Source organism: Campylobacter sp. GTC17093, assembly GCF_055397635.1.
On the sequence record NZ_AP038832.1, the window covers coordinates 1592270 to 1611139 of the forward strand.

At 30.0% G+C, this 18870-nt stretch carries 18 protein-coding genes, 1 tRNA gene and 1 pseudogene; 5 read left to right on the plus strand and 15 right to left on the minus strand.

The window, feature by feature from the left end:
- Positions 1 to 8 precede the first annotated feature (8 nt).
- The 5 genes from leuS to yajC are packed head-to-tail and all read right to left on the minus strand — an operon-like array spanning position 9 to position 5703.
- Complete coding sequence (gene leuS, locus ACZ5VL_RS08250) at positions 9 to 2465, minus strand: leucine--tRNA ligase (RefSeq protein ID WP_464198656.1); 2457 nt, start codon at positions 2463 to 2465, stop codon at positions 9 to 11.
- Positions 2466 to 2473: 8 nt separating this feature from the next.
- Positions 2474 to 2812, minus strand: coding sequence for a DUF6394 family protein (locus tag ACZ5VL_RS08255; protein ID WP_464198658.1), 339 nt, complete (start codon positions 2810 to 2812; stop codon positions 2474 to 2476).
- A gap of 9 nt (positions 2813 to 2821) precedes the next feature.
- Complete coding sequence (gene secF, locus ACZ5VL_RS08260; protein WP_464198660.1) at positions 2822 to 3793, minus strand: protein translocase subunit SecF; 972 nt, start codon at positions 3791 to 3793, stop codon at positions 2822 to 2824.
- Positions 3780 to 5444: a protein translocase subunit SecD gene (gene secD, locus ACZ5VL_RS08265; RefSeq protein WP_464198662.1), complete on the minus strand. Its 1665-nt coding sequence runs from the start codon at positions 5442 to 5444 to the stop codon at positions 3780 to 3782. The genes secF and secD overlap by 14 nt, the downstream gene beginning before the upstream one ends.
- Positions 5437 to 5703 carry a preprotein translocase subunit YajC gene (gene yajC, locus ACZ5VL_RS08270; protein ID WP_464198664.1) on the minus strand — a complete coding sequence of 89 codons (267 nt, stop codon included), beginning with the start codon at positions 5701 to 5703 and terminating at the stop codon, positions 5437 to 5439. Before yajC ends, secD begins: the two co-directional genes overlap by 8 nt.
- Here yajC and ACZ5VL_RS08275 point away from each other — a divergent pair.
- The gene (locus ACZ5VL_RS08275; protein ID WP_464198666.1) at positions 5679 to 6983 is read left to right on the plus strand and encodes an apolipoprotein N-acyltransferase; all 1305 of its coding nucleotides are present in this window, start codon (positions 5679 to 5681) and stop codon (positions 6981 to 6983) included. The two genes, yajC and ACZ5VL_RS08275, sit on opposite strands and share 25 nt — an antisense overlap.
- 91 nt (positions 6984 to 7074) lie before the next feature.
- Here ACZ5VL_RS08275 and ACZ5VL_RS08280 read toward each other — a convergent pair whose 3' ends face one another.
- The 9 genes and pseudogenes from ACZ5VL_RS08280 to ACZ5VL_RS08320 all read right to left on the minus strand — a co-directional run bounded on the left by ACZ5VL_RS08280 (position 7075) and on the right by ACZ5VL_RS08320 (position 16433).
- On the minus strand, positions 7075 to 7398 hold the full coding sequence (locus tag ACZ5VL_RS08280; RefSeq protein ID WP_464200320.1) for a CZB domain-containing protein: 324 nt from the start codon (positions 7396 to 7398) through the stop codon (positions 7075 to 7077).
- Positions 7399 to 7503: 105 nt separating this feature from the next.
- Positions 7504 to 7755 (minus strand): annotated as a pseudogene (locus ACZ5VL_RS08285) (methyl-accepting chemotaxis protein); the annotation flags it as partial.
- Between the two features lie 886 nt (positions 7756 to 8641).
- Complete coding sequence (locus ACZ5VL_RS08290) at positions 8642 to 9199, minus strand: Fe-S-containing hydro-lyase (RefSeq protein WP_464198668.1); 558 nt, start codon at positions 9197 to 9199, stop codon at positions 8642 to 8644.
- Between the two features lie 9 nt (positions 9200 to 9208).
- Entirely contained in the window at positions 9209 to 10054 is an 846-nt protein-coding gene (locus tag ACZ5VL_RS08295) for a fumarate hydratase (RefSeq protein WP_464198670.1), read from the minus strand.
- 19 nt (positions 10055 to 10073) lie between these two features.
- Complete coding sequence (locus ACZ5VL_RS08300) at positions 10074 to 11465, minus strand: anaerobic C4-dicarboxylate transporter (RefSeq protein WP_464198672.1); 1392 nt, start codon at positions 11463 to 11465, stop codon at positions 10074 to 10076.
- Positions 11466 to 11665: 200 nt separating this feature from the next.
- Positions 11666 to 12787, minus strand: a complete 1122-nt coding sequence (gene ftsZ / locus ACZ5VL_RS08305; RefSeq protein WP_464198674.1) for a cell division protein FtsZ — start codon at positions 12785 to 12787, stop codon at positions 11666 to 11668.
- A 15-nt stretch (positions 12788 to 12802) separates the two neighbouring features.
- Positions 12803 to 14269, minus strand: coding sequence for a cell division protein FtsA (ftsA, locus tag ACZ5VL_RS08310; RefSeq protein ID WP_464198676.1), 1467 nt, complete (start codon positions 14267 to 14269; stop codon positions 12803 to 12805).
- 5 nt (positions 14270 to 14274) lie between these two features.
- Positions 14275 to 15729 (minus strand): peptidylprolyl isomerase, encoded by a 1455-nt coding sequence (locus ACZ5VL_RS08315; RefSeq protein WP_464198677.1) that lies wholly within the window; start codon positions 15727 to 15729, stop codon positions 14275 to 14277.
- Positions 15730 to 15860: 131 nt separating this feature from the next.
- On the minus strand, positions 15861 to 16433 hold the full coding sequence (locus tag ACZ5VL_RS08320) for a class II aldolase and adducin N-terminal domain-containing protein (RefSeq protein ID WP_464198679.1): 573 nt from the start codon (positions 16431 to 16433) through the stop codon (positions 15861 to 15863).
- A 67-nt stretch (positions 16434 to 16500) separates the two neighbouring features.
- Between ACZ5VL_RS08320 and rsmH the strand changes: the two genes are divergently transcribed.
- Both rsmH and ACZ5VL_RS08330 read left to right on the plus strand, forming a co-directional pair.
- Positions 16501 to 17451, plus strand: coding sequence for a 16S rRNA (cytosine(1402)-N(4))-methyltransferase RsmH (rsmH, locus tag ACZ5VL_RS08325; protein ID WP_464198680.1), 951 nt, complete (start codon positions 16501 to 16503; stop codon positions 17449 to 17451).
- Positions 17432 to 17740, plus strand: coding sequence for a hypothetical protein (locus tag ACZ5VL_RS08330; protein ID WP_464198682.1), 309 nt, complete (start codon positions 17432 to 17434; stop codon positions 17738 to 17740). The genes rsmH and ACZ5VL_RS08330 overlap by 20 nt, the downstream gene beginning before the upstream one ends.
- 7 nt (positions 17741 to 17747) lie before the next feature.
- On the opposite strand, the gene ACZ5VL_RS08335 is transcribed toward ACZ5VL_RS08330, so the two are convergent.
- Complete coding sequence (locus ACZ5VL_RS08335; protein WP_464198684.1) at positions 17748 to 18239, minus strand: hypothetical protein; 492 nt, start codon at positions 18237 to 18239, stop codon at positions 17748 to 17750.
- A gap of 204 nt (positions 18240 to 18443) precedes the next feature.
- Here ACZ5VL_RS08335 and ACZ5VL_RS08340 point away from each other — a divergent pair, with 204 nt between their 5' ends.
- Both ACZ5VL_RS08340 and ACZ5VL_RS08345 read left to right on the plus strand, forming a co-directional pair.
- A complete protein-coding gene (locus ACZ5VL_RS08340) occupies positions 18444 to 18746 on the plus strand; it encodes a F0F1 ATP synthase subunit C (protein WP_464198686.1) in 303 nt (100 codons plus the stop codon).
- A 31-nt stretch (positions 18747 to 18777) separates the two neighbouring features.
- Positions 18778 to 18863, plus strand: a tRNA-Leu gene (locus tag ACZ5VL_RS08345).
- The last annotated feature ends 7 nt before the right edge of the window (positions 18864 to 18870 follow it).

Genomic DNA, 18870 nt, shown 5'->3' on the forward strand with positions numbered 1-18870 from the left:
TTAAGTCCTTATTTTATCACGAGATTTACAAGTTTTTCTTTTACGTAAATTTCTTTTACTATGGTCTTATCTGCAATCCATTTTGCAACCGCATTTTTTGCTATGCCTATAATTTCACCTTCACTTGCATTTATATCTGCTTCTATTTGTGCCCTAACTTTTCCGTTTACACTAACACCCAAGCTTAGGCTATCTTTTACAAAAACTTCTTCGCACATAGAAATTTCTTTAAAGTTTTCTTTATTAAAAAGCCTCTCACTTAGTTCATTTGCTGCGTGAGGTATAATAGGTTCAAGCAAATTTAGTAAAACAAAATAACCTTCAGTTAAAATTTCATCACTGTCTTGAGCATTTAAAGCATTCATTGCCTCCATACAAGCAGCTATTAATGTATTAAAAGCAAAGCTTGAATTATAAACTTCATAAGATTTTTTTAGCGCTTCATAAACCTTTAATCTAGCATATTTTTGCTCTTTTTTGAGTATTGAGTGATCAAATTTAGGTATGGAATTAATTTTTATAACATTTTTTGATCTTTCAAAAAGTCTTGTTATAAATTTATAAGCTCCTTCAACTGCACTATCATTCCACTCAAGCTCTTTAGCAGGAGGAGCTGCAAAGAGTATAAAAAGTCTTGCTGTATCTGCACCATATTTTTCTATTATATCATCAGGATCGATTACATTTCCTTTACTTTTACTCATCTTAGCACCATCTTTTAGCACCATTCCTTGAGTTAATAAATTTGCAAATGGTTCATCATCTTTTAAATAACCCAAATCCCTTAAAGCTTTTTGGAAAAATCTAGCATATAAAAGATGCAAAATAGCATGTTCTATGCCGCCGATATATTGATCAACATTCATCCAATAATCGACACTTTTTTTATTAAAAGCTGTATTTTCCCAAGTTTTTTCATCGCTTGCGAAACGCCCAAAATACCAACTACTCTCAAAAAATGTATCAAGAGTATCGGTTTCTCTTGTAGCTTTTTTACCACATTTTGGACAGGTACAAATTTTCCAGCTTGGATGTTTATCAAGTGGATTTCCTTCACCTGTAATTTCTACATCATCTGGTAAAGTTACAGGCAAATTTTCTAATTTTTCTGGAATCAAACCACAATCATCACAATGTATCATAGGAATAGGCGCGCCCCAGTATCTTTGGCGACTCACACCCCAATCTCTTAATTTATAGTTTGTAACTTTTTTACCTATACCCATTTGCTCAAATTTGGATATGATTTTATCTTTTGCAAGCTCATTATCTAAACCATTATACTCATAAGAGTTTACAAGAACTCCGCCACTTTTTATATCTAAAAACTCACCTTTATACTCATCTTTACTGTCTTTAATGGAAATACTTTGAATAATAGGAAGCTTGAATTTATTAGCAAATTCATAATCTCTTTCATCGTGTGCTGGAACAGCCATAACTGCACCATCACCATACTCTATTAGAACAAAATTTGCCATCCAAACTGGAATTTTCTTTTTAGTAAGTGGATGTATAACATGAAGACCCAAAAATAGACCATCTTTATCGCTAGCTTGTCTATCTTTTGAACTTTGATTAAGTATATTTTTTATCTTTTCAACACTATTTGAATCTAAAATATTTTTGTCTAAAAGCTTCTTTACGACCTCGTGCTCTGGTGCAATAGCCGTATAACTCATGCCATAAATAGTATCGGGTCTTGTTGTAAATACACTAAAACCATCTATACCATCAAGAAGTTTCTTACTCTCTTCATCAAACTCAAATTTAAAATTAAGTCCGTCACTTTTCCCTATCCAATTTTCTTGCATAATTATAACTTGATTTGGCCAATGTTCTTTTAAATCATTTAAATTTTCTAAAAGCTCATCTGCATATGATGTTATCTTTAGATAATATCCTTGCATTTGTTTTTGGATTACTTCATGTCCGCAACGCCAACATTTACCGTCTTCTACTTGTTCATTTGCTAAAACAGTTTGATCATTTTCGCACCAATTTACTACAGAGCTTTTACGATAAATAAGACCTTTTTCATACATCTTTATAAAAAACTCTTGCTCCCATTTCGTATAAAGCGGATCAGATGTAGCAAATCTTCTTTTTTTAGAAAAGCTAAAGCCCAAGCTATCAAGCTCTTTTATCATATAATCAATATTTTCATATGTCCATTTTTTTGGATGAATTTTATGTTTTATAGCAGCATTTTCAGCAGGCATTCCAAAACTATCAAAGCCTATCGGATGTAAAACATTAAAACCTTTTTTCCTATAATATCTTGCTAAAGCATCTCCGATAGAATAATTTCTAACATGACCCATATGAATGCGACCACTTGGATATGGAAACATACTTAATATATATTTTTTTGGCAAAGCATAATCATCTTTTGGCTCAAATTCACTATTGTCTTGCCAAAATTTTTGCCATTTTTTCTCGATATTTTTAAAATCGTAAGTCATCATATCTCCTAAAATTCATCTCTACTTTTTTGTGATTCAACAAGAACTAGCATCAAAGAAAATACATTTGCAATAGCAGCTCCTATAACCAAAGAATAAACTACTACCATATTGCCACTTACTTGCATAACAGTAAAAGCTGGTATTAGATGTAAATCAGAAACTAATGAGCTGGCAAAAAGTTCTGTAGAAAGATCACTTTTAATACCAGTTTTTAAAAGAGTAGAGATTAAATTTACACTTGCTGCAACAAACAGCGCAATCTCATTTTGATCATATAAAAAACCAGCCGTTGTGGTTAATGACATTAGTGAAAAAAATATAAATATTACCCTACCCCAGTTCATAGTATCTCCTTATACTGTGCCTTTTTCATATAATGCTCGCATTCTTTCTTTTTCTTTTTTCTTTTTTTGTTTTTGATCTAAGAAATTTCTATAATCAACTACGCTAAATTTAAACCACATAAGGGCTTGTGCAGATATAAAAACAGAGCTTAGAGTTCCGGCTATAACACCTATTAAAACCACAAAAGAAAATCCATGTATCATATCTCCACCAAAAAGATAAAGAACAAATACACTTATAAATGTTGTAAAAGATGTAAGAATTGTTCTTGATAAAGTCTTTGAAACAGATTCATTGATAATATAAAATATATCAGTACTTTTACTATCTTTTATACCTTCTCTAATCCTATCAAAAACAATAATAGTATCATTTAACGAATAACCTATTATAGTTAAAACTGCAGCTAATATATCTAAATTTACATCTATTTCAAAAAAAGATATAACACCAAGAGTTATAATAACATCGTGAAACTCACCAACTATAGCAGCAAGAGCAAATTTCCATTCAAACCTAACAGCTAGGTATATCAATATTAAAACAATAGATATACTTAAAGCCATTATACCGCTTTTTCTTAGCTCATCACCAACTTTTGGACCTACTATATCAACTCTTCTTATTTCAAAGTTTCCAGTATCTTTAAGTAATTCTTTCATTGAAGATGCAGGATCTTCTCCTATAGAACTAGTTGATCCTGAATACCTTACAGTAACTTCTTCTTTTGATCCAAATTCAGTTACACTTGCTCCTTTTAGCGCTTCAACAGTTTCAAATTTAGCTCTTATTTTATCAAGTGGTGCAGGAGAATCATACTTAATTTGCATAAGTGTTCCTCCTGAAAAGTCTATACCATAATTAAAGCCTTTTGTAGCCATAAAAAATATAGAAGCTATAACCAGCAAAAAAGATATAATAAGCGAATGATATCTATATGACATAAAATCATAAATTTTGCCTTTATCAAATATTTGCATTTTCTACCTTTCTTGCTTTATAACCAAACCATAGCTTTAAATTACCGCTTTTTTCGATTTTCTTTTCAAAAAATTCAAACATACCATGTGTTCCCAAAATTGCCGTTAGCATTGATGCTAATATACCTATACTCATAGTAACCGCAAATCCTTTTACAGGACCCGTTCCATAAGCATAAAGCGCTGAACTTGTTATAAGTGTTGTTAAGTTTGAGTCTATAATAGCGCTCATTGCATTCTCATAACCTCTTTCTATAGCAAGTCTTACGCCTGCCCCACTTTGAAACATCTCGCGAATTCTCTCATTTATAATAACATTTGCGTCCACGGCCATACCAACCGTTAAAACAATACCAGCCATTCCAGGAAGTGTTAGAGTTGCTCCAAAAAACGACATTGTAGCTATTAGAAGTAAAATGTTTGTTATAAGAGCTATATTTGCAAATAATCCAGCTATCATATAATACCAAGCCATAAAAAGTATAACCAAAATAGAAGCACCATAAAGAGCAACCATTGCTTTATCTATACTATCTTGACCCAAACTTGGCCCTATGCTTCTTTTTTCAAGCACATGCACAGGAGCGAGTAAAGCACCACTTCTTAGTGCAATAGCTAAATCATTTGCTTCTTCGACAGTAAATCTTCCACTTATTTGTCCACTTCCACCACCTATTCTTTCATTTATAACAGGAGCTGAGTAGACCTTATTATCAAGCACTATAGCAAGTCTGTTTCCTACATTTGAACCAGTAAAATCACCAAATATTCTTGCGCCTTCTGTATTTAATGTAAAATTTATAATAGGCATATTATTTCTTTGGTCAAATGCAACTTTTGCATCAACTAGCATTGAGCCATCAAGTATAGGAATTTCTTTTATAAGGTATTTAAAATTTTCATTTTTAACATCGCTTAGGACTATATCACCATAAGCTCTTGCATCTTTTTCATTTATACTGTGAGCCAAACTTTGTCTTTTTTCATCAAGAGCCATAAGTTGAAGATGGGCTGCTTTTGCTATAAGTTCTCTTGCTCTTTCTTCATCTTCGGCTGTTTTTATGCCAGGAAGCTCAACAAGAATCTTTTCTTCACCTTGCTTTGCAACAGTTGGCTCAGCTAAACCAAACATATCAAGCCTATTTCTTATTGTTTCAACCGCTTGATCTATAGCAAATTTAGCAGTTGCTATTTTTTCTTGCTCAGTTAATTTAATAGTATAGTCTTTTTGCCCTTTTTTTATATCAAGACCGTTGATAGTTTTAAGCATTGTATCTACTTTAATCTTCTCTTGTTCATCTATAATAGAAAAATATAAACTATCTCCCTCTAACTTAAAAGTATCGATTAAAATCTCTTCTTTTCCTAAAAAATAGTTAATACTAGATGCAACTGATTTCATTTTTGAGTTTATGGTCTCATTTGTATCTACACCAAGAAGCATATAAAGGCCGCCTTTAAGATCTAGTCCTAAATTAATCTTTGGTCCGGATGTAAGAATATTCATAAAAGAAGAATTTAAACTTTTATTATCATCCACATAAGAATTTAAAAATGTTGGCATACAAAAAAATAAACCAAGAAAAGTCGCTATTATAAAAATAATGAGCCTATAAGTAATTTTAGACCCGGAACTACTAACGTTACGCATCTAATTTCTTTGCAACAAAAGCTCTATCGAGTCTAACAATTACATCATCATTAAGTTTAACTTTGATAAAATCATCTTCTGGTTTTATCACTTCACAAACAAAACCGCCATTTGTTATGATTTTATCACCCCTAGAAAGTGAATCTATCATAGCTTTATGTGCTTTAGCTTGTTTTTGTTGTGGTCTAATAACCAAGAAATAAAATATCGCAAAAAGCACGATAAGAGGTAGTAATGAAGCAAAAAATTCGTTATTCATTTTTTTCCTTTGTAAATTTTTTTTTAAGAACATATTTTAACACTAAAATTATAATAAAAGGCTTTGTTAATGCATTTTTAATATCAAATTTAATATTTTTAGCATATTTTGACAATATTTTTATAAATTTCATTAGTCCTTTTTTGTTTATTTTAGGATTTTATTTATTGCTAAAAAGTCCCAAAGAAAAGTTTTTTACAACAGGGCTTTGGATTGGAATTTTATGGTTTTACTGGGTTAGTTTTAGTCTAACGTATTATAATTTTACCATATTTATACCACTTGAAATACTTGGAATTTCTATAGTTTATGCACTTATTTTTTTATTTATTGGAAGTTTTTCAAATTTATTTATAAGAGCTATTTTTTTAATACTAATTAAATTTGTACATCCACTTGGATTTGATTGGTTAAATTTTGAAGTCATGCTAGTTGAAGGTATTTTTGATCCAAGCTTAAGAGGATTTGGGGTAATTTTACTAAGCATAATTATATTTATACAATTTAAAAAGCTTAAATTTATAACTCCATTTTTGCTCATTTTTGCACTACAATTTACCCAAAATGAAGCTAAATTTCTACCTTTTGATATAAAGCTAGCTCAAACAAATGTAAGTCAAGATATAAAGTGGGAAAAAGCTCACGCTCAAAATATCATACATGAAAATATAGTTTTAATAGATAAAGCTATAATAGCAAAAAAAGATGCCGTAGTTTTGCCAGAAAATGCTTTTCCTTTGTTTTTAAATTTAGAGCCAAATTTATTAAAACTCCTAAAAGAGAGATCACACAATATTTCAATAATTACAGGAGCTTTAGCATACGAAGATAAAAAAACTTTTAACTCAACTTATGTTTTTAAAAATGGAGAATTTTCAAGATATGATAAATTTATCTTAGTTCCTTTTGGTGAAGAAATACCACTTCCAAATTTTATAAAAAATATCATAAATACATATATTTTTGATGGAGGTGCTGATTTTAGCAAAGCTCAAACTTACAGCGATTACGAGATAAATGGCTCAAAAATACGCAACGCAATATGCTATGAAGCAACAAGAAGTGAAATTTATAAAAACTCACCGAAATTTATCATAGCTATAAGCAACAATGCATGGTTCTTGCCATCAACCGAGCCAATGCTTCAGCATTTAATCATAAAGTATTATGCTACAAAACACGCAACAACGATTTATCATAGCGCAAACGGAAGTAAAAGTGAGATAATAACACCAAAAAAACTTTGGATAAATGAAGTAAAAACTTTACTTGCTAGGTAGATATCCACTAATTATGAGTAAAATTTTCCAGTTAAACAAACGAGCTAAAAGGTGGTTTAACAAGTTTGCTTAACACTTTCATGTTTTTTGTTTATTCTGATATCTTTTCTTTTAGCATATTATCAAAAATACCAAATAATTCAATAGATAAATTTTCAGCTTCTTCAAAATATTTTTTCATATTTTGCATATCATTTTTAGCAAGATCCTCTATTGCTTTGTTTATATAACTATGAACTTTCATATGAGGAGAATTTATGTTAGCAAAATTTTTAGTATCAGAAAATATTTCTTTGCCTTTTGATTGATACCATTTACCCAAACGACAATTAAGATGATCTGATAATTTTTCTGGATTATTTGATAAAATTCTACCATATCCATTTATTTTAAATAAAATGTGATCAAGTTTCACCAATGCTATAAAAATATTATATGTTGTACTTTCTGATTTACTTTTAATAGTAACAGAATCTTTTATAATTTCTTTAAAATTAGATGAAAACTGATCAATGTGTGCATTTGATTCTACTGCTATTTTTTCAACATCTTCACTTTGTTCAAACATCTCATTAGCATTTTGTCTAAGTAAATTTACATTCATTTCTACTTCCGATGTTGCTTTTTGCGTTTTCTCGGCAAGTTTTCTAACTTCATCAGCGACTACAGCAAATCCTCTTCCTGCTTCACCAGCACGAGCCGCTTCTATAGCAGCATTAAGTGCAAGAAGATTTGTTTGATCTGATATATCTTTGATCAAATTTATGATATTTGTAATTTCCTCAACACCTTTATGCAAATTTTCAGCTGTCGTTCTAGAGCTATGAGATGAAGATAAAATTTTTGTTAAATGCTCAACAATAATATTTGTAGAATTTGATAATTCGGAAATATTTTTTGAAATATCAATATTAAAAGAACTAATTTCTTCCATATTTTCAAGGTTGTTTTCCATGTCAGATTGAACAACTTTAACTCCGCTTTGAATACCTTTTAGCATTAAATTTGACAAATCTTTTTCTATATCAGACATTTCTATGTTAGAAATTTCTGATATAGATTCTTTTAATGATAAATTATCAGATCTTAATATATCTATCTCATTTTTAAGTGCTAAATTTTCTTTTTTTAGAAGATCAACTTCTTTACTTTTCGCATTAGAAACATTAAAAAACATTTTTATACCTCCCGCCCCATCTTTTTTTATAATTGCATAAAATAACTTTTTGATTAGTAAATTTTATATTTAATTAAATTAAAGTTTTATTAAATTATTACTAAATTTTTACAAAATTGATAGATATTTTCATTGTTGTTATATCTAAACTCACACTCTTTTATTATAAAGATTCTAATACTTTTTTTAGAATTTTGTTATGATTTTCTTTGAAAAATGCTATCTTTACAGTTTTCATATCAAGTCAAAAATACTTTAAAATTTCTCTAAATTTATTTTCAGAAATAAATAAATAGTATATATTTTTTATAGATATAGTCATAGCTTAAAGCTTCTTTATTTGAGATTAACTTTAATTGAATACTAGATTTATAAAAAAAGAATTTAAAAATTATAGAAAATTAAAAATTTAATAAAAATTATAAATTTTAAAGTAGTCAAAATAATTTTTATTTGACTACTTTACTGACATAAAAATCGATTAAATTTGTTTATAAGGTTCTTGACCTTGTTTATAAAAGTCATTTCCCTCGCAATCAATTGCAACAATTGCTGGAAAATCAACAACTTCAAGCCTAGCAACTGCTTCTGGACCAAGTTCTGGATAAGCCAAAACCTCATATTTTTTTACACTTTGAGATATTAAAGCGCCACTTCCGCCAATTGCAACCATATAAACAACGCAGTTTTTCTTCATTGATTGCACAACTGCCTCACTCCTATAGCCTTTACCTATCATACAGCTTACACCGAGTTCTAGCATAGTTGGAGTGTATTTATCCATTCTACTGCTTGTTGTAGGTCCGGCAGAACCTATGGCTTGGCCAGGTTGTGCTGGACTTGGCCCAACATAGTATATGGTTTGATTTTGAAAATCAACTGAAAGCTTTTCGCCATTTGCTAGAGCTTCTGTTAATTTTTTATGCGCAGCATCTCTTGCGGCTATTATAGTTCCTGTTATTAAAACATTATCACCAGCTTTTAAGGTTTTAACCACATCTTTATCAAAAGGTGCATGTATTTTTTTTACTTCATACATTTAAACTCCTTAAAGATTAGCTTCAGCATGTCTTGCTGCATGACAGTTTATATTTACAGCCACAGGAAGACCAGCAATATGAGTTGGATACCATTCAACATTTACCTTAAGCGCTGTATTTGTTCCACCAAGTCCTTGTGGTCCAACGCCAGTTTTATTTGCAAGTTCTAGAAGCTCCTCTTCTAATTTAGCATATCTAGCATCTGGATTTTTACTATCAGTTTCTCTAATAGCAGCTTCTTTTGCCATAATAGCTGCTTTTTCCATAGTACCGCCTATTCCAACGCCTATTACAAGAGGCGGACAAGCATTTGGTCCTGCAAGTTTCACAGTTTCTAGAAAAAATTCTTTTATACCTTCTATTCCATCAGCAGGAACTAGCATTTTTAATCTACTTTTATTTTCACTGCCAAAGCCTTTTGTTGCAACTTTTATATTAAATATATCCTCTTTTACTAGTTTTACATGTATGATAGCGGGAGTGTTATTTGTAGTATTCTTTCTCTCATATATAGGATCATTTACAACTGATTTTCTAAGATAGTTTTCAGTATAACCTTTTGAAACCCCTTCATTTATTGCATCTTCTATATATCCGCCATCAATTTGCACATTTTGACCCATAGTTACAATAACAACAGTCATGCCAGTGTCTTGACATAAAGGGATTCCACTTTTTTTCGATATTTCAGCATTTGATAAAAGCTTTTCAATTATGCTTTTACCAAGCGGTGATTTTTCAGTATCTTTAGCTTTTAAAAAAGATTTTTTTATATCCGGTGTTATTATAGTACAAGCATTTTTTGCTAAATTTGCAACAGTTTGTACTATATCATCATATTTTACTATTTTCATATATTCTCTCCTTTTAAGCCTAAATATATCCAGCCATACTTGCAAGTAGATATCCTACACAACAAGACGAGAATACGCCTATAAGTCCTGGTAAAATAAAGCTATGATTTATAACATATTTTCCTATCTTTGTTGTTCCACTTCTATCAAACTGAATGGCAGCAAGATCACTTGGATAAGTTGGCAATATATAATAACCATAACAAGCAGGAGCAAAGGCTACTATAATACCAGGACTAACACCAACTCCTAGTGCAAGCGGCACAAAAGCTGTAAGAGCCGCAGCTTGAGAGTTTACAAATTTAGAAACAAGCAAAAGCATTATAGCGTAAGTCCAAGGATGTTCTGTAACTATTCCACCAAGCGCGTTTTTGAGCATAGTAAGATGCGCTGCAAACATTGTCTCTGCCATCCATGAAATTCCAAAAACAGCAACCATTGCTACCATACCAGATCTAAATACATCATTTTTAGATATGCTTCCAGCATTAGTATTTGTAAAAACTATAATGAGTGCACCAGCTAATAACATAAAAATTTGAATTGTCTCAGTCATTCCAATTGGACTCATAGCACCTTTTGCATTTGGAAATGATGGACGAAGATTACTAAAATATCCTAAAATCGCAACTACCGCTATTGTTATTACAAATATCCACATAGCTGTCCATTTTTTAGAATCTAATTTTATACCAATTAATGTTGCAACATCACTACCATAAATTTTAGCTTTTTCAACAGGATCTTTTATCCTCTCTTGAAAATCTGGATCTTTATCCAAATCTTTACCTCTAAACATAGACCAAATTCCAACTACCAAAACACCAAAAAAAGTAGCAGGAATTGTTATTTTAAGCAAATCTGTATATCCATTAAAGTTTGCAAGATGGGCTTTTCCTCCAACTAAAAAAGCTGTTAGTGTAACAACGGCAACTGAAACAGGGCTTGCAACTACGCCCATTTGCGAAGATATAGAGCTTGCAGCCATTGGTCTTTCTGGGCGAATATCATTTTTAATAGCAACATCATAGACTATTGGCAAAACAGTATAAACAACATGTCCTGTTCCACAAAGTATTGTTAAAGTACAAGTAACAATAGGGGCTAGTATTGAAACATACTTTGGATTTTTTCTAAGTATTTTCTCAGCTATTTGAAGTAAGCAATCCAAACCACCGCTAGCTTGAAGTGTTGCACTAGCTGTAACCACAGCAAGTATCGTTAAAATAACGCTAGTAGCTGGTTTACCAGGTGGCGTTCCCATAAAAAAGATCATAAATATAAGACCTATACCACCTAACAATCCAAGAGCTATACCGCCCTTTTTTGCACCATAAAAAAGACAAATTAGAACTATTACTAGTTCTATCCAAAACTGCGTTGGACCACTAAGATTTGCTAAGAAACCCATTGTTTTCTCCCTAAATAAATTGTATTACTTAGCTAAAATTTTATAATAATTAAAATTAATAAAGTATAAAATTAAAATAAAAACTTAATATTTTTTTAAAATTTTTGAATATAAATAACTTACAAATATTTGTGGACAAAAAATAAAAACATCATAATTTTATATGATGTTTTTATAGAGAAGACTTAAAATTTGCGGAATCAATCCATATTATATCTAGTATAAGCTGGCCTATCAAGATCTTGAGCTATATCAAAATCATCATAACCGCCACTAACTTTTAATCTTAATAAACTTTCAGGTTTTTTTGTTTCAATTTCTGCTTGTTTTTTTTCTTCAAACTTACTTTTAAAACCAGTTGCTATGATAGTAACTTCAACTCTATTATCTGTTATGTTTTGGTCAGTAGTAGTTCCAAAAATAATAGTTGCATCTTCATCAGAAGCTTCATGAACTAAGTTCATAGCAGCTGTTATTTCAAACAATGAACATTGTGGACCAATTTTAAAATGAACAAGTACGCCAATAGCACCATCTATACAAGAGTTATCTAAAAGAGGAGATGATATAGCTTCTTTTATAGCTTCATTAGCAGCATCTTCTCCTTCGCTTACACCAACACCAATTATAGCTAAACCTCTATTTGACATAACTTTTCTAACATCTGCAAAATCAACATTCACATCGCTTTCGCCATGTTCTAATATAACAGAATACATACCACAAACGGCTTTAGCTAAAACACTATCAACCATTTTAAAGCAATCTTTTAGACTAGCCTTTTTATCTACTAAACCGAGTAATTTTTCATTTGGAATTATGATCACCGAATTACATTCTTTTTTAAATTCCTCTATTCCATTTAATGCTATTGCTTTTCTTTTTTTACCTTCAAAAGGGAAAGGTGTTGTTACAACACCAATTGTAAGTGCATTTATCTCTTGGGCAATACTAGCTATTATAGGAGCTGCACCAGTTCCAGTACCTCCACCAAAACCAGCTGCTATAAAAACTATATCAGAATATTCTAAGGCACTTTTTATTTCATCTCTACTTTCTTCAGCAGAATTTTTTCCAACCTCTGGTGTCATTCCAGCACCAAGTCCTCTTGTTAATTTCTCTCCTAATTGAATCTTTGTTTTAGCAAAAGATCCATCTAAGGCTTGTGCATCAGTATTTGCAACTATAAGATCAACTTGCTCAACATTCGCACCTTCTCTTATAATATGGTTTATCATATTTCCACCACCGCCACCAACGCCTATAACCTTTATCTTAGCCCCGTATGTTTTTTTATTTTCCTCAACAGTAAAATTGCCCATATGTTTTTGTCTCCTCTAAAATATTTGTCCAAGCTTTTGCCATACTTTAGCTATAAGGCTAAGCTCCATCTCTTCTTTTGCCAATCCAATATCTGGATGCATCCTCTTTGTATCACTGTTTTTTTCTTCTTTTTTATTATCTTTTGTTAACTCATTTTCATTATCAATAATCTCTCTTTTAAATTTAGGAAAATCATTAATGTCATTTTCCTTTTTAAATTTAGGAAAATCTTGTTTTAAAATCCTATTATTAGATTGAGAAGTAAACTCTCCTCTATAACGCATATTTCCATTTGAATCTATTTCATATGGAGTAAAATATCCAGCACCATACATACAAAGCCCTATAGCGCAGGAATTTTCAGGATCCCTTAAAACTTCTACCAAACCAGAAAGTTCTTTTGGTCTTGCAAGTCTTACTGGAAGATTACTAAATACCGCGCAAGCTAACTCATAAATTCCTTCTAGCTTTGTCATACCACCAGTTAAAACAACACCTGCACTTGCTAGATGTTTTAAGTTTGTTTTATCAAGCATTTTTGCTAGTATCATCAATGTTTCTTCGGCTCTTGCATAGATTACTTTTTCTATAACATTCAATGAAACTTCATGCATTGATTGTTCGTTTGCGAGAACTGGAAGTTCAATAATATCATTTCCTTGAAGCTTCAAATCTCTATATTTTAGTTTTACATTTTCAGCACTAATCATAGGAGTATGCAAAGCAACAGACAAATCTGTTGTAATATTTACAGACCCAACACTCAAAAACTCATTTGATCTAATAGAATTTCCAGAGTGAACTACCATATTACAAGTTGCACCACCCATATCTATTAAAACTGCGCCTAGTTCTTTTTCATCTTTATTTAGAGTTGCTATAGAAGATGCATATCCAGATAAAACAATATTATCAACAGCAATTCCTGCATTTTCTATAACTTTTTTAAGGTTAGCCAAAGTTCCACTTTGAACTAAAATAATATGAGTAGAAACCTCGAGTCTTGCTCCGCACATTCCAAGTGGATCTTCTATATCATTTTGTTCTTCTACTTTAAAATTATAAGGAAGAACGTGAAGTTTCTCATAATTAGGAGGAATTGTTGCATTATACATAGCTGTTTTTATAGCTCTGCTTATTTGATTTATGCCTATATTTGCGCTACCAGAAGCATTTTGTTCGTTTTTATCGCCTTTTACATTGCTTATTGTTATTACACCAACACTATCAACACTTTTAGCATAAGCGCCACTAACAGAAACTATAACCTTATCACACTGGGCGCCAGATATCAAAGAGGCTTGTTCCCAAGCTTGTTTTATAGATTTCGAAGCAAGCTCAATATTTGTTATAACACCTTTTTTAATACCCTGAGAAGGTGCTTTACCAATGCCTGTAATTTTTAGTTCATTCTCGCTGTTTAACTCAGCAGTAACAGCCCTTATATGAACTGAGCCAATATCCAGCCCTAATATAGTCATAATAATTACCTTTTATAATATTGTTCAATTTTATAGCGTTTAAACAATGAATTTACAATATCTGTGTTTAATTCATTGTTTATTAAATCATTTGAACTCTGTGTTAGCATATCTTTATACTCAACTAACTTGTCGTTATTAAGCAATTTTTGTTCCAAAATTTCGTATACAATAGCCTTTTTATCTAAAATAACAAAACCTTTTTTGTTAGTTTGTTCAAATAACTGAGAAGCAAAAATCCTAAATTCACTTTCAGTAAGATTATCAAAACTCTTTTTTGAATCCCTACCAATAAAACCAATATCTTTACCAGAAAAGTTTTCTAAAGATTTTTTAGCTTTATTTTCTAAAATTTGTTTAGTTTTATTTGCGGTATAAATTTCCAAAGCATCCTTTCTTGCTTGTTCATAAGTCTTTGGCTCTGGCAAATTTACATTTTCAACTTTTACTAGTAAATAACCATTATTATATTCAAAAGGCTTTAAAATATCCCCAGTCTTTACATTCTCTAGTTCAACTACTGGAAAAGTTGCATTACTTTCTTTTACTATAAGATTTTCATTAGCTATATTTGTATCTTTTTTAAACTCAACATATTTTTCTAGGGCTATTTTCCTAGTTTCCTTCATATTGTAATCTTGCTTTACTCTATCTTTTACTTCATTATATTCAAGTATTTTATCGCTGTTATCTCTATAATTTCCCCTATTTTGATCATAAAATGCAATCAATTGACTATCATTTAAATCAGTATTTACATTAGGTATATACAGTGATTTTAGATTATAACTTTTCTCTGTTTGAAAACTATTTTTATTATCTTCCCAAGTTTTTTTTAGCTCATCTTCATTTATAACAATATTTTCATCAGCATTTATAACATTTATAGCAACTCTGTCTTGCATAAAGAAAGATGCTCCAAGCATTGATATATCATCTTTTGAAGAAGGTAAATTTAAAACATTAAATAATTTTTGTATAAGTATTGTCTTTTTTAAAGTCTCTTCAAACTGAGCTGGCTTTATACCATTAGAACTAAGCGTATCCTCATAAAGAGCTCTATTAAAAGCTCCATCTTTTTGAAAATTTTTATCTTTTAGTATACTTTGAGCAACATCTTTTTCACTTACTCTAAGACCTAAATCATCAGCGTAATTTAAAAATAAGTTTTCTTGTATTAAATTTTGTAATGCAAGATTATCTAGACCCATTTGCTCGGCTTGCTCTTTTGTAAACTTGCCATCAAACATATTATTATAATAGTTATAAAAGTTCGAATATCTATGTTGAAATTCTTCTATACTTATATTTCTATGACCTACTTTTGCAACGGATTTTGATCTCTCTGAATTAAAGTCGTAAGCACCCCATCCTACAAAACCAGCACCAACAAATGCTATGGTGCTTATCCATATCGTAACAACTAGGTATTTTTTTTTCTTTTGCATCCATGTTATCATATAAATATTCCCTTTTTACTAACAATACAAATAAATCTGCGTACCATTTTATATAAATTAGTGTTTAAAAAAGCTTAAATTCGGCATTATATTTTAAAATATTTTATTTTTTTTGTTACTAACAAAAAAAGTTAGTTAGATTTTGCCAAATTTAATAACTTACAACTATTCTCAAGTACTGCTATATTTTTCGCAAGTTCATAAATAGTTCTACCATAGCAAAAGACGCCATAGCCTTTTATAACCATGATGTTTGCACTATTTTCTATTAGATATCTATAAATTTCACTACTCGCTCTTTCATACCAATCATCAAACTGTTTTGGATCATAAATTTTAATATTATTAAAATTTACAGCACCATAATAATCCTTTGGCACTATAGCACTATTATTTAAACTATATGCAATAATATTTGAAGGCATTGCATAACAAACATATTTTGCTTCATATATATATTTATATATATTATAATGTATAGAACTATCTATACTAGCATCATTCCATCTATAATCTTTTTGAGATGTAAGGACAATCAAATCGTCTTTTTGTAGGCTATCAAAAACTGCATCTTTTTTATTGATTATAAATTTATCTTGTTCTAATCTTGCAGAAATTGAACCATGAAAAATACCTAAAAACCCTTTTCTAAACATAGAAAGAGACATCTTTTGTATTTCTTCTAAATAATAATGAAAATACATATTTAAAACCTTTTTAACTTTAATCTGCTATTATACTATATTTATTTTACTTAATTTAGGTTTTAGTTTGAAAATTCCACATATTCCAGTTTTAAAAGACGAAATTTTATCATTTTTTTCTAAAATTAATAGCGGAATAGTACTTGATTGTACACTAGGTTACGGCGGTCATAGTGAAGCGATTTTAAATACTTGCGAAAATATAAAATTAATTGCTTGCGATAGAGATAAAGAAGCTATTGAATTTTCATCAAATAGACTTGAGCCTTTTAATAGTAGAGTTGATATACATAAGGATACATATTCAAATATATTTAATTATATTAAAAAAAATGAAATAAAAAACATTAAAGGAATTTTAGCAGACATTGGAGTTTCATCTCTTCAAATAGATAAATCACAAAGAGGTTTTTCTCTAAATAGTGAAGTTTTAGATATGAGAATGGATAACGACTTACAACTTAGTGCTTATGATGTTGTAAACTCATACAGTCTACAACAACTTAGCGATATTTTATATAATTACGGCGAGCTTATAAATGCAAAAAAAATAGCTGAGGCAATAGTTTGCCAAAGAGAAATTTCAAAAATATCCTCTGCTAAAGAATTATCAAATTTGGTAAACAAATTTAAAATAAAAGGCAGAAATATTGCCCCTTCTATTTTAGTTTTTCAAGCTATAAGGATAGAAGTAAACAATGAGTTGGAAGAGCTTGAAAAATTATTAAACAATATTGAAAAGAACAATATAAATGAATGTTTTTTAGCTATAATCACATTTCATTCTTTAGAGGATAGGATAGTAAAAAATAAGTTTAAAAAGTGGTCAAAAAGCTGCATATGTCCTGATTTTGCATTAAAATGTGAGTGTGGGAATAATCATAATTTTGGCTATATGCTAACAAAAAAACCAATTACTGCATCCAAAAACGAATTGAAAGAAAATAGTCGTAGCTCAAGTGCAAAGCTAAGGGTGTTTTATATAAACAGAGGAAAAGATGGATCAAATAAAAATTGATAATATACAAGACAAACAAACTCTTTTAGATGCCAATAAAGAGTCGATTTTAAAACAAGATATTATTACAGTTAAAGATTTAGTCATTGTTTTACTTGCAATGTTTGTAATACTTTTAATATTTTTAGTAAAAATTGGAATAACGAATAAAATTTATTATGTAAGCAGAGAGATATCACAAATAAATAGCAAAATAGAGGTATTAAAAGAAGAAAACAGGGAATTAAACTCAACTCTACAAGCAATTAAATTTAAAAATCAAATATTAAATCCACTCTCCATACCATAATAAACAATCAAGACTTAGAAATTTTGCTCATAACATACTGTTGCATATCTCGTCTTTGAACTTCTTCTTTTAAAGCAGTATTATAAATTTCTTCTACTTTTTTAGAATATTTTTCATAAGGAAAAAATGGAAAGTGATTTTCCCAAGCCTTTTTTATAAGAGCTAAACTAATATTTTTTCTTGCCCAAATTTTAAAGACATCAAAACAAAAAATCACAAATATAGTGCTAACAACAATAAGGACTATTAAAACATGAAAATCCAATTTAGTAAAAAATCTATGCATAAAAAGAGTAACAATTAATAATAAAAGTATAGTAAAGATAGCAAACAAACTATATAATGAACTGTATTTAAATCTAAAGTTTAACTTCGATGGATCTATTAGCATATTTTCATTGTATAATGAATTTGCCTCCAAAAGATCTAAAAAAAGAACTGGCTTCTTGGATATCAAAAATACTTTTTTTAATATAAAAGATTTAAACTTTCCAAACATTTATATTTATGCCTTATAAAATTTTATCTATATTTGTTAACTATAGCAAAAAAATTGTAATAAATAGTTTAAAAAAATTAAAAATAAAATAGTAATACTTTTTTAATGATAACAAAAGGAAATATTTTATAGAATTATATCTTGCGAAGTTTTAAGTAGGGGAAATGATCCGAACTAACTTTAGCTTTTTAATAAAGGAATAGTATGAAAAAAATAGTTTTTCTACTTTTTGTATTTTGTGGTTTTGCATTTGCAGCTGATGGCGAAATGATTAGATCATATTCAGTTTTAGCTGCTGGTTTAGGCTTAGGTATTGCTGCCGTTGGTGGTGCAATTGGTATGGGAAATACAGCTGCTGCTACAATTTCTGGTACAGCAAGAAATCCAGGAATTGGTGGTAAACTTACAACAACTATGTTTATTGCTCTTGCGATGATCGAAGCTCAAGTTATCTATGCTTTGGTTGTTGCTCTTATAATACTTTACGCTAACCCATTATTAGGCTAGTATATTTCCCGCTATCGCGGGAAAACTTCATGCGATCATGGTGGAATTGGTAGACACGCTATCTTGAGGGGGTAGTGCACTCCGTGTGTGCGAGTTCAAATCTCGCTGATCGCACCATTTAACC

What these genes read in the sequence shown, in the direction of transcription:
- leuS (WP_464198656.1), bottom strand. Translation starts at nt 2,465, where the DNA reads ATGACTTACGATTTTAAAAATATCGAGAAAAAATGGCAAAAATTTTGG.
- ACZ5VL_RS08255 (WP_464198658.1), bottom strand. Translation starts at nt 2,812, where the DNA reads ATGAACTGGGGTAGGGTAATATTTATATTTTTTTCACTAATGTCATTA.
- secF (WP_464198660.1), bottom strand. Translation starts at nt 3,793, where the DNA reads ATGCAAATATTTGATAAAGGCAAAATTTATGATTTTATGTCATATAGA.
- secD (WP_464198662.1), bottom strand. Translation starts at nt 5,444, where the DNA reads ATGCGTAACGTTAGTAGTTCCGGGTCTAAAATTACTTATAGGCTCATT.
- ACZ5VL_RS08275 (WP_464198666.1), top strand. Translation starts at nt 5,679, where the DNA reads ATGAAGCAAAAAATTCGTTATTCATTTTTTTCCTTTGTAAATTTTTTT.
- yajC (WP_464198664.1), bottom strand. Translation starts at nt 5,703, where the DNA reads ATGAATAACGAATTTTTTGCTTCATTACTACCTCTTATCGTGCTTTTT.
- ACZ5VL_RS08290 (WP_464198668.1), bottom strand. Translation starts at nt 9,199, where the DNA reads ATGTATGAAGTAAAAAAAATACATGCACCTTTTGATAAAGATGTGGTT.
- ACZ5VL_RS08295 (WP_464198670.1), bottom strand. Translation starts at nt 10,054, where the DNA reads ATGAAAATAGTAAAATATGATGATATAGTACAAACTGTTGCAAATTTA.
- ACZ5VL_RS08300 (WP_464198672.1), bottom strand. Translation starts at nt 11,465, where the DNA reads ATGGGTTTCTTAGCAAATCTTAGTGGTCCAACGCAGTTTTGGATAGAA.
- ftsZ (WP_464198674.1), bottom strand. Translation starts at nt 12,787, where the DNA reads ATGGGCAATTTTACTGTTGAGGAAAATAAAAAAACATACGGGGCTAAG.
- ftsA (WP_464198676.1), bottom strand. Translation starts at nt 14,269, where the DNA reads ATGACTATATTAGGGCTGGATATTGGCTCAGTTCATATAAGGGCTGTT.
- ACZ5VL_RS08315 (WP_464198677.1), bottom strand. Translation starts at nt 15,729, where the DNA reads ATGATAACATGGATGCAAAAGAAAAAAAAATACCTAGTTGTTACGATA.
- ACZ5VL_RS08320 (WP_464198679.1), bottom strand. Translation starts at nt 16,433, where the DNA reads ATGTATTTTCATTATTATTTAGAAGAAATACAAAAGATGTCTCTTTCT.
- ACZ5VL_RS08330 (WP_464198682.1), top strand. Translation starts at nt 17,432, where the DNA reads ATGGATCAAATAAAAATTGATAATATACAAGACAAACAAACTCTTTTA.
- ACZ5VL_RS08335 (WP_464198684.1), bottom strand. Translation starts at nt 18,239, where the DNA reads ATGTTTGGAAAGTTTAAATCTTTTATATTAAAAAAAGTATTTTTGATA.
- ACZ5VL_RS08340 (WP_464198686.1), top strand. Translation starts at nt 18,444, where the DNA reads ATGAAAAAAATAGTTTTTCTACTTTTTGTATTTTGTGGTTTTGCATTT.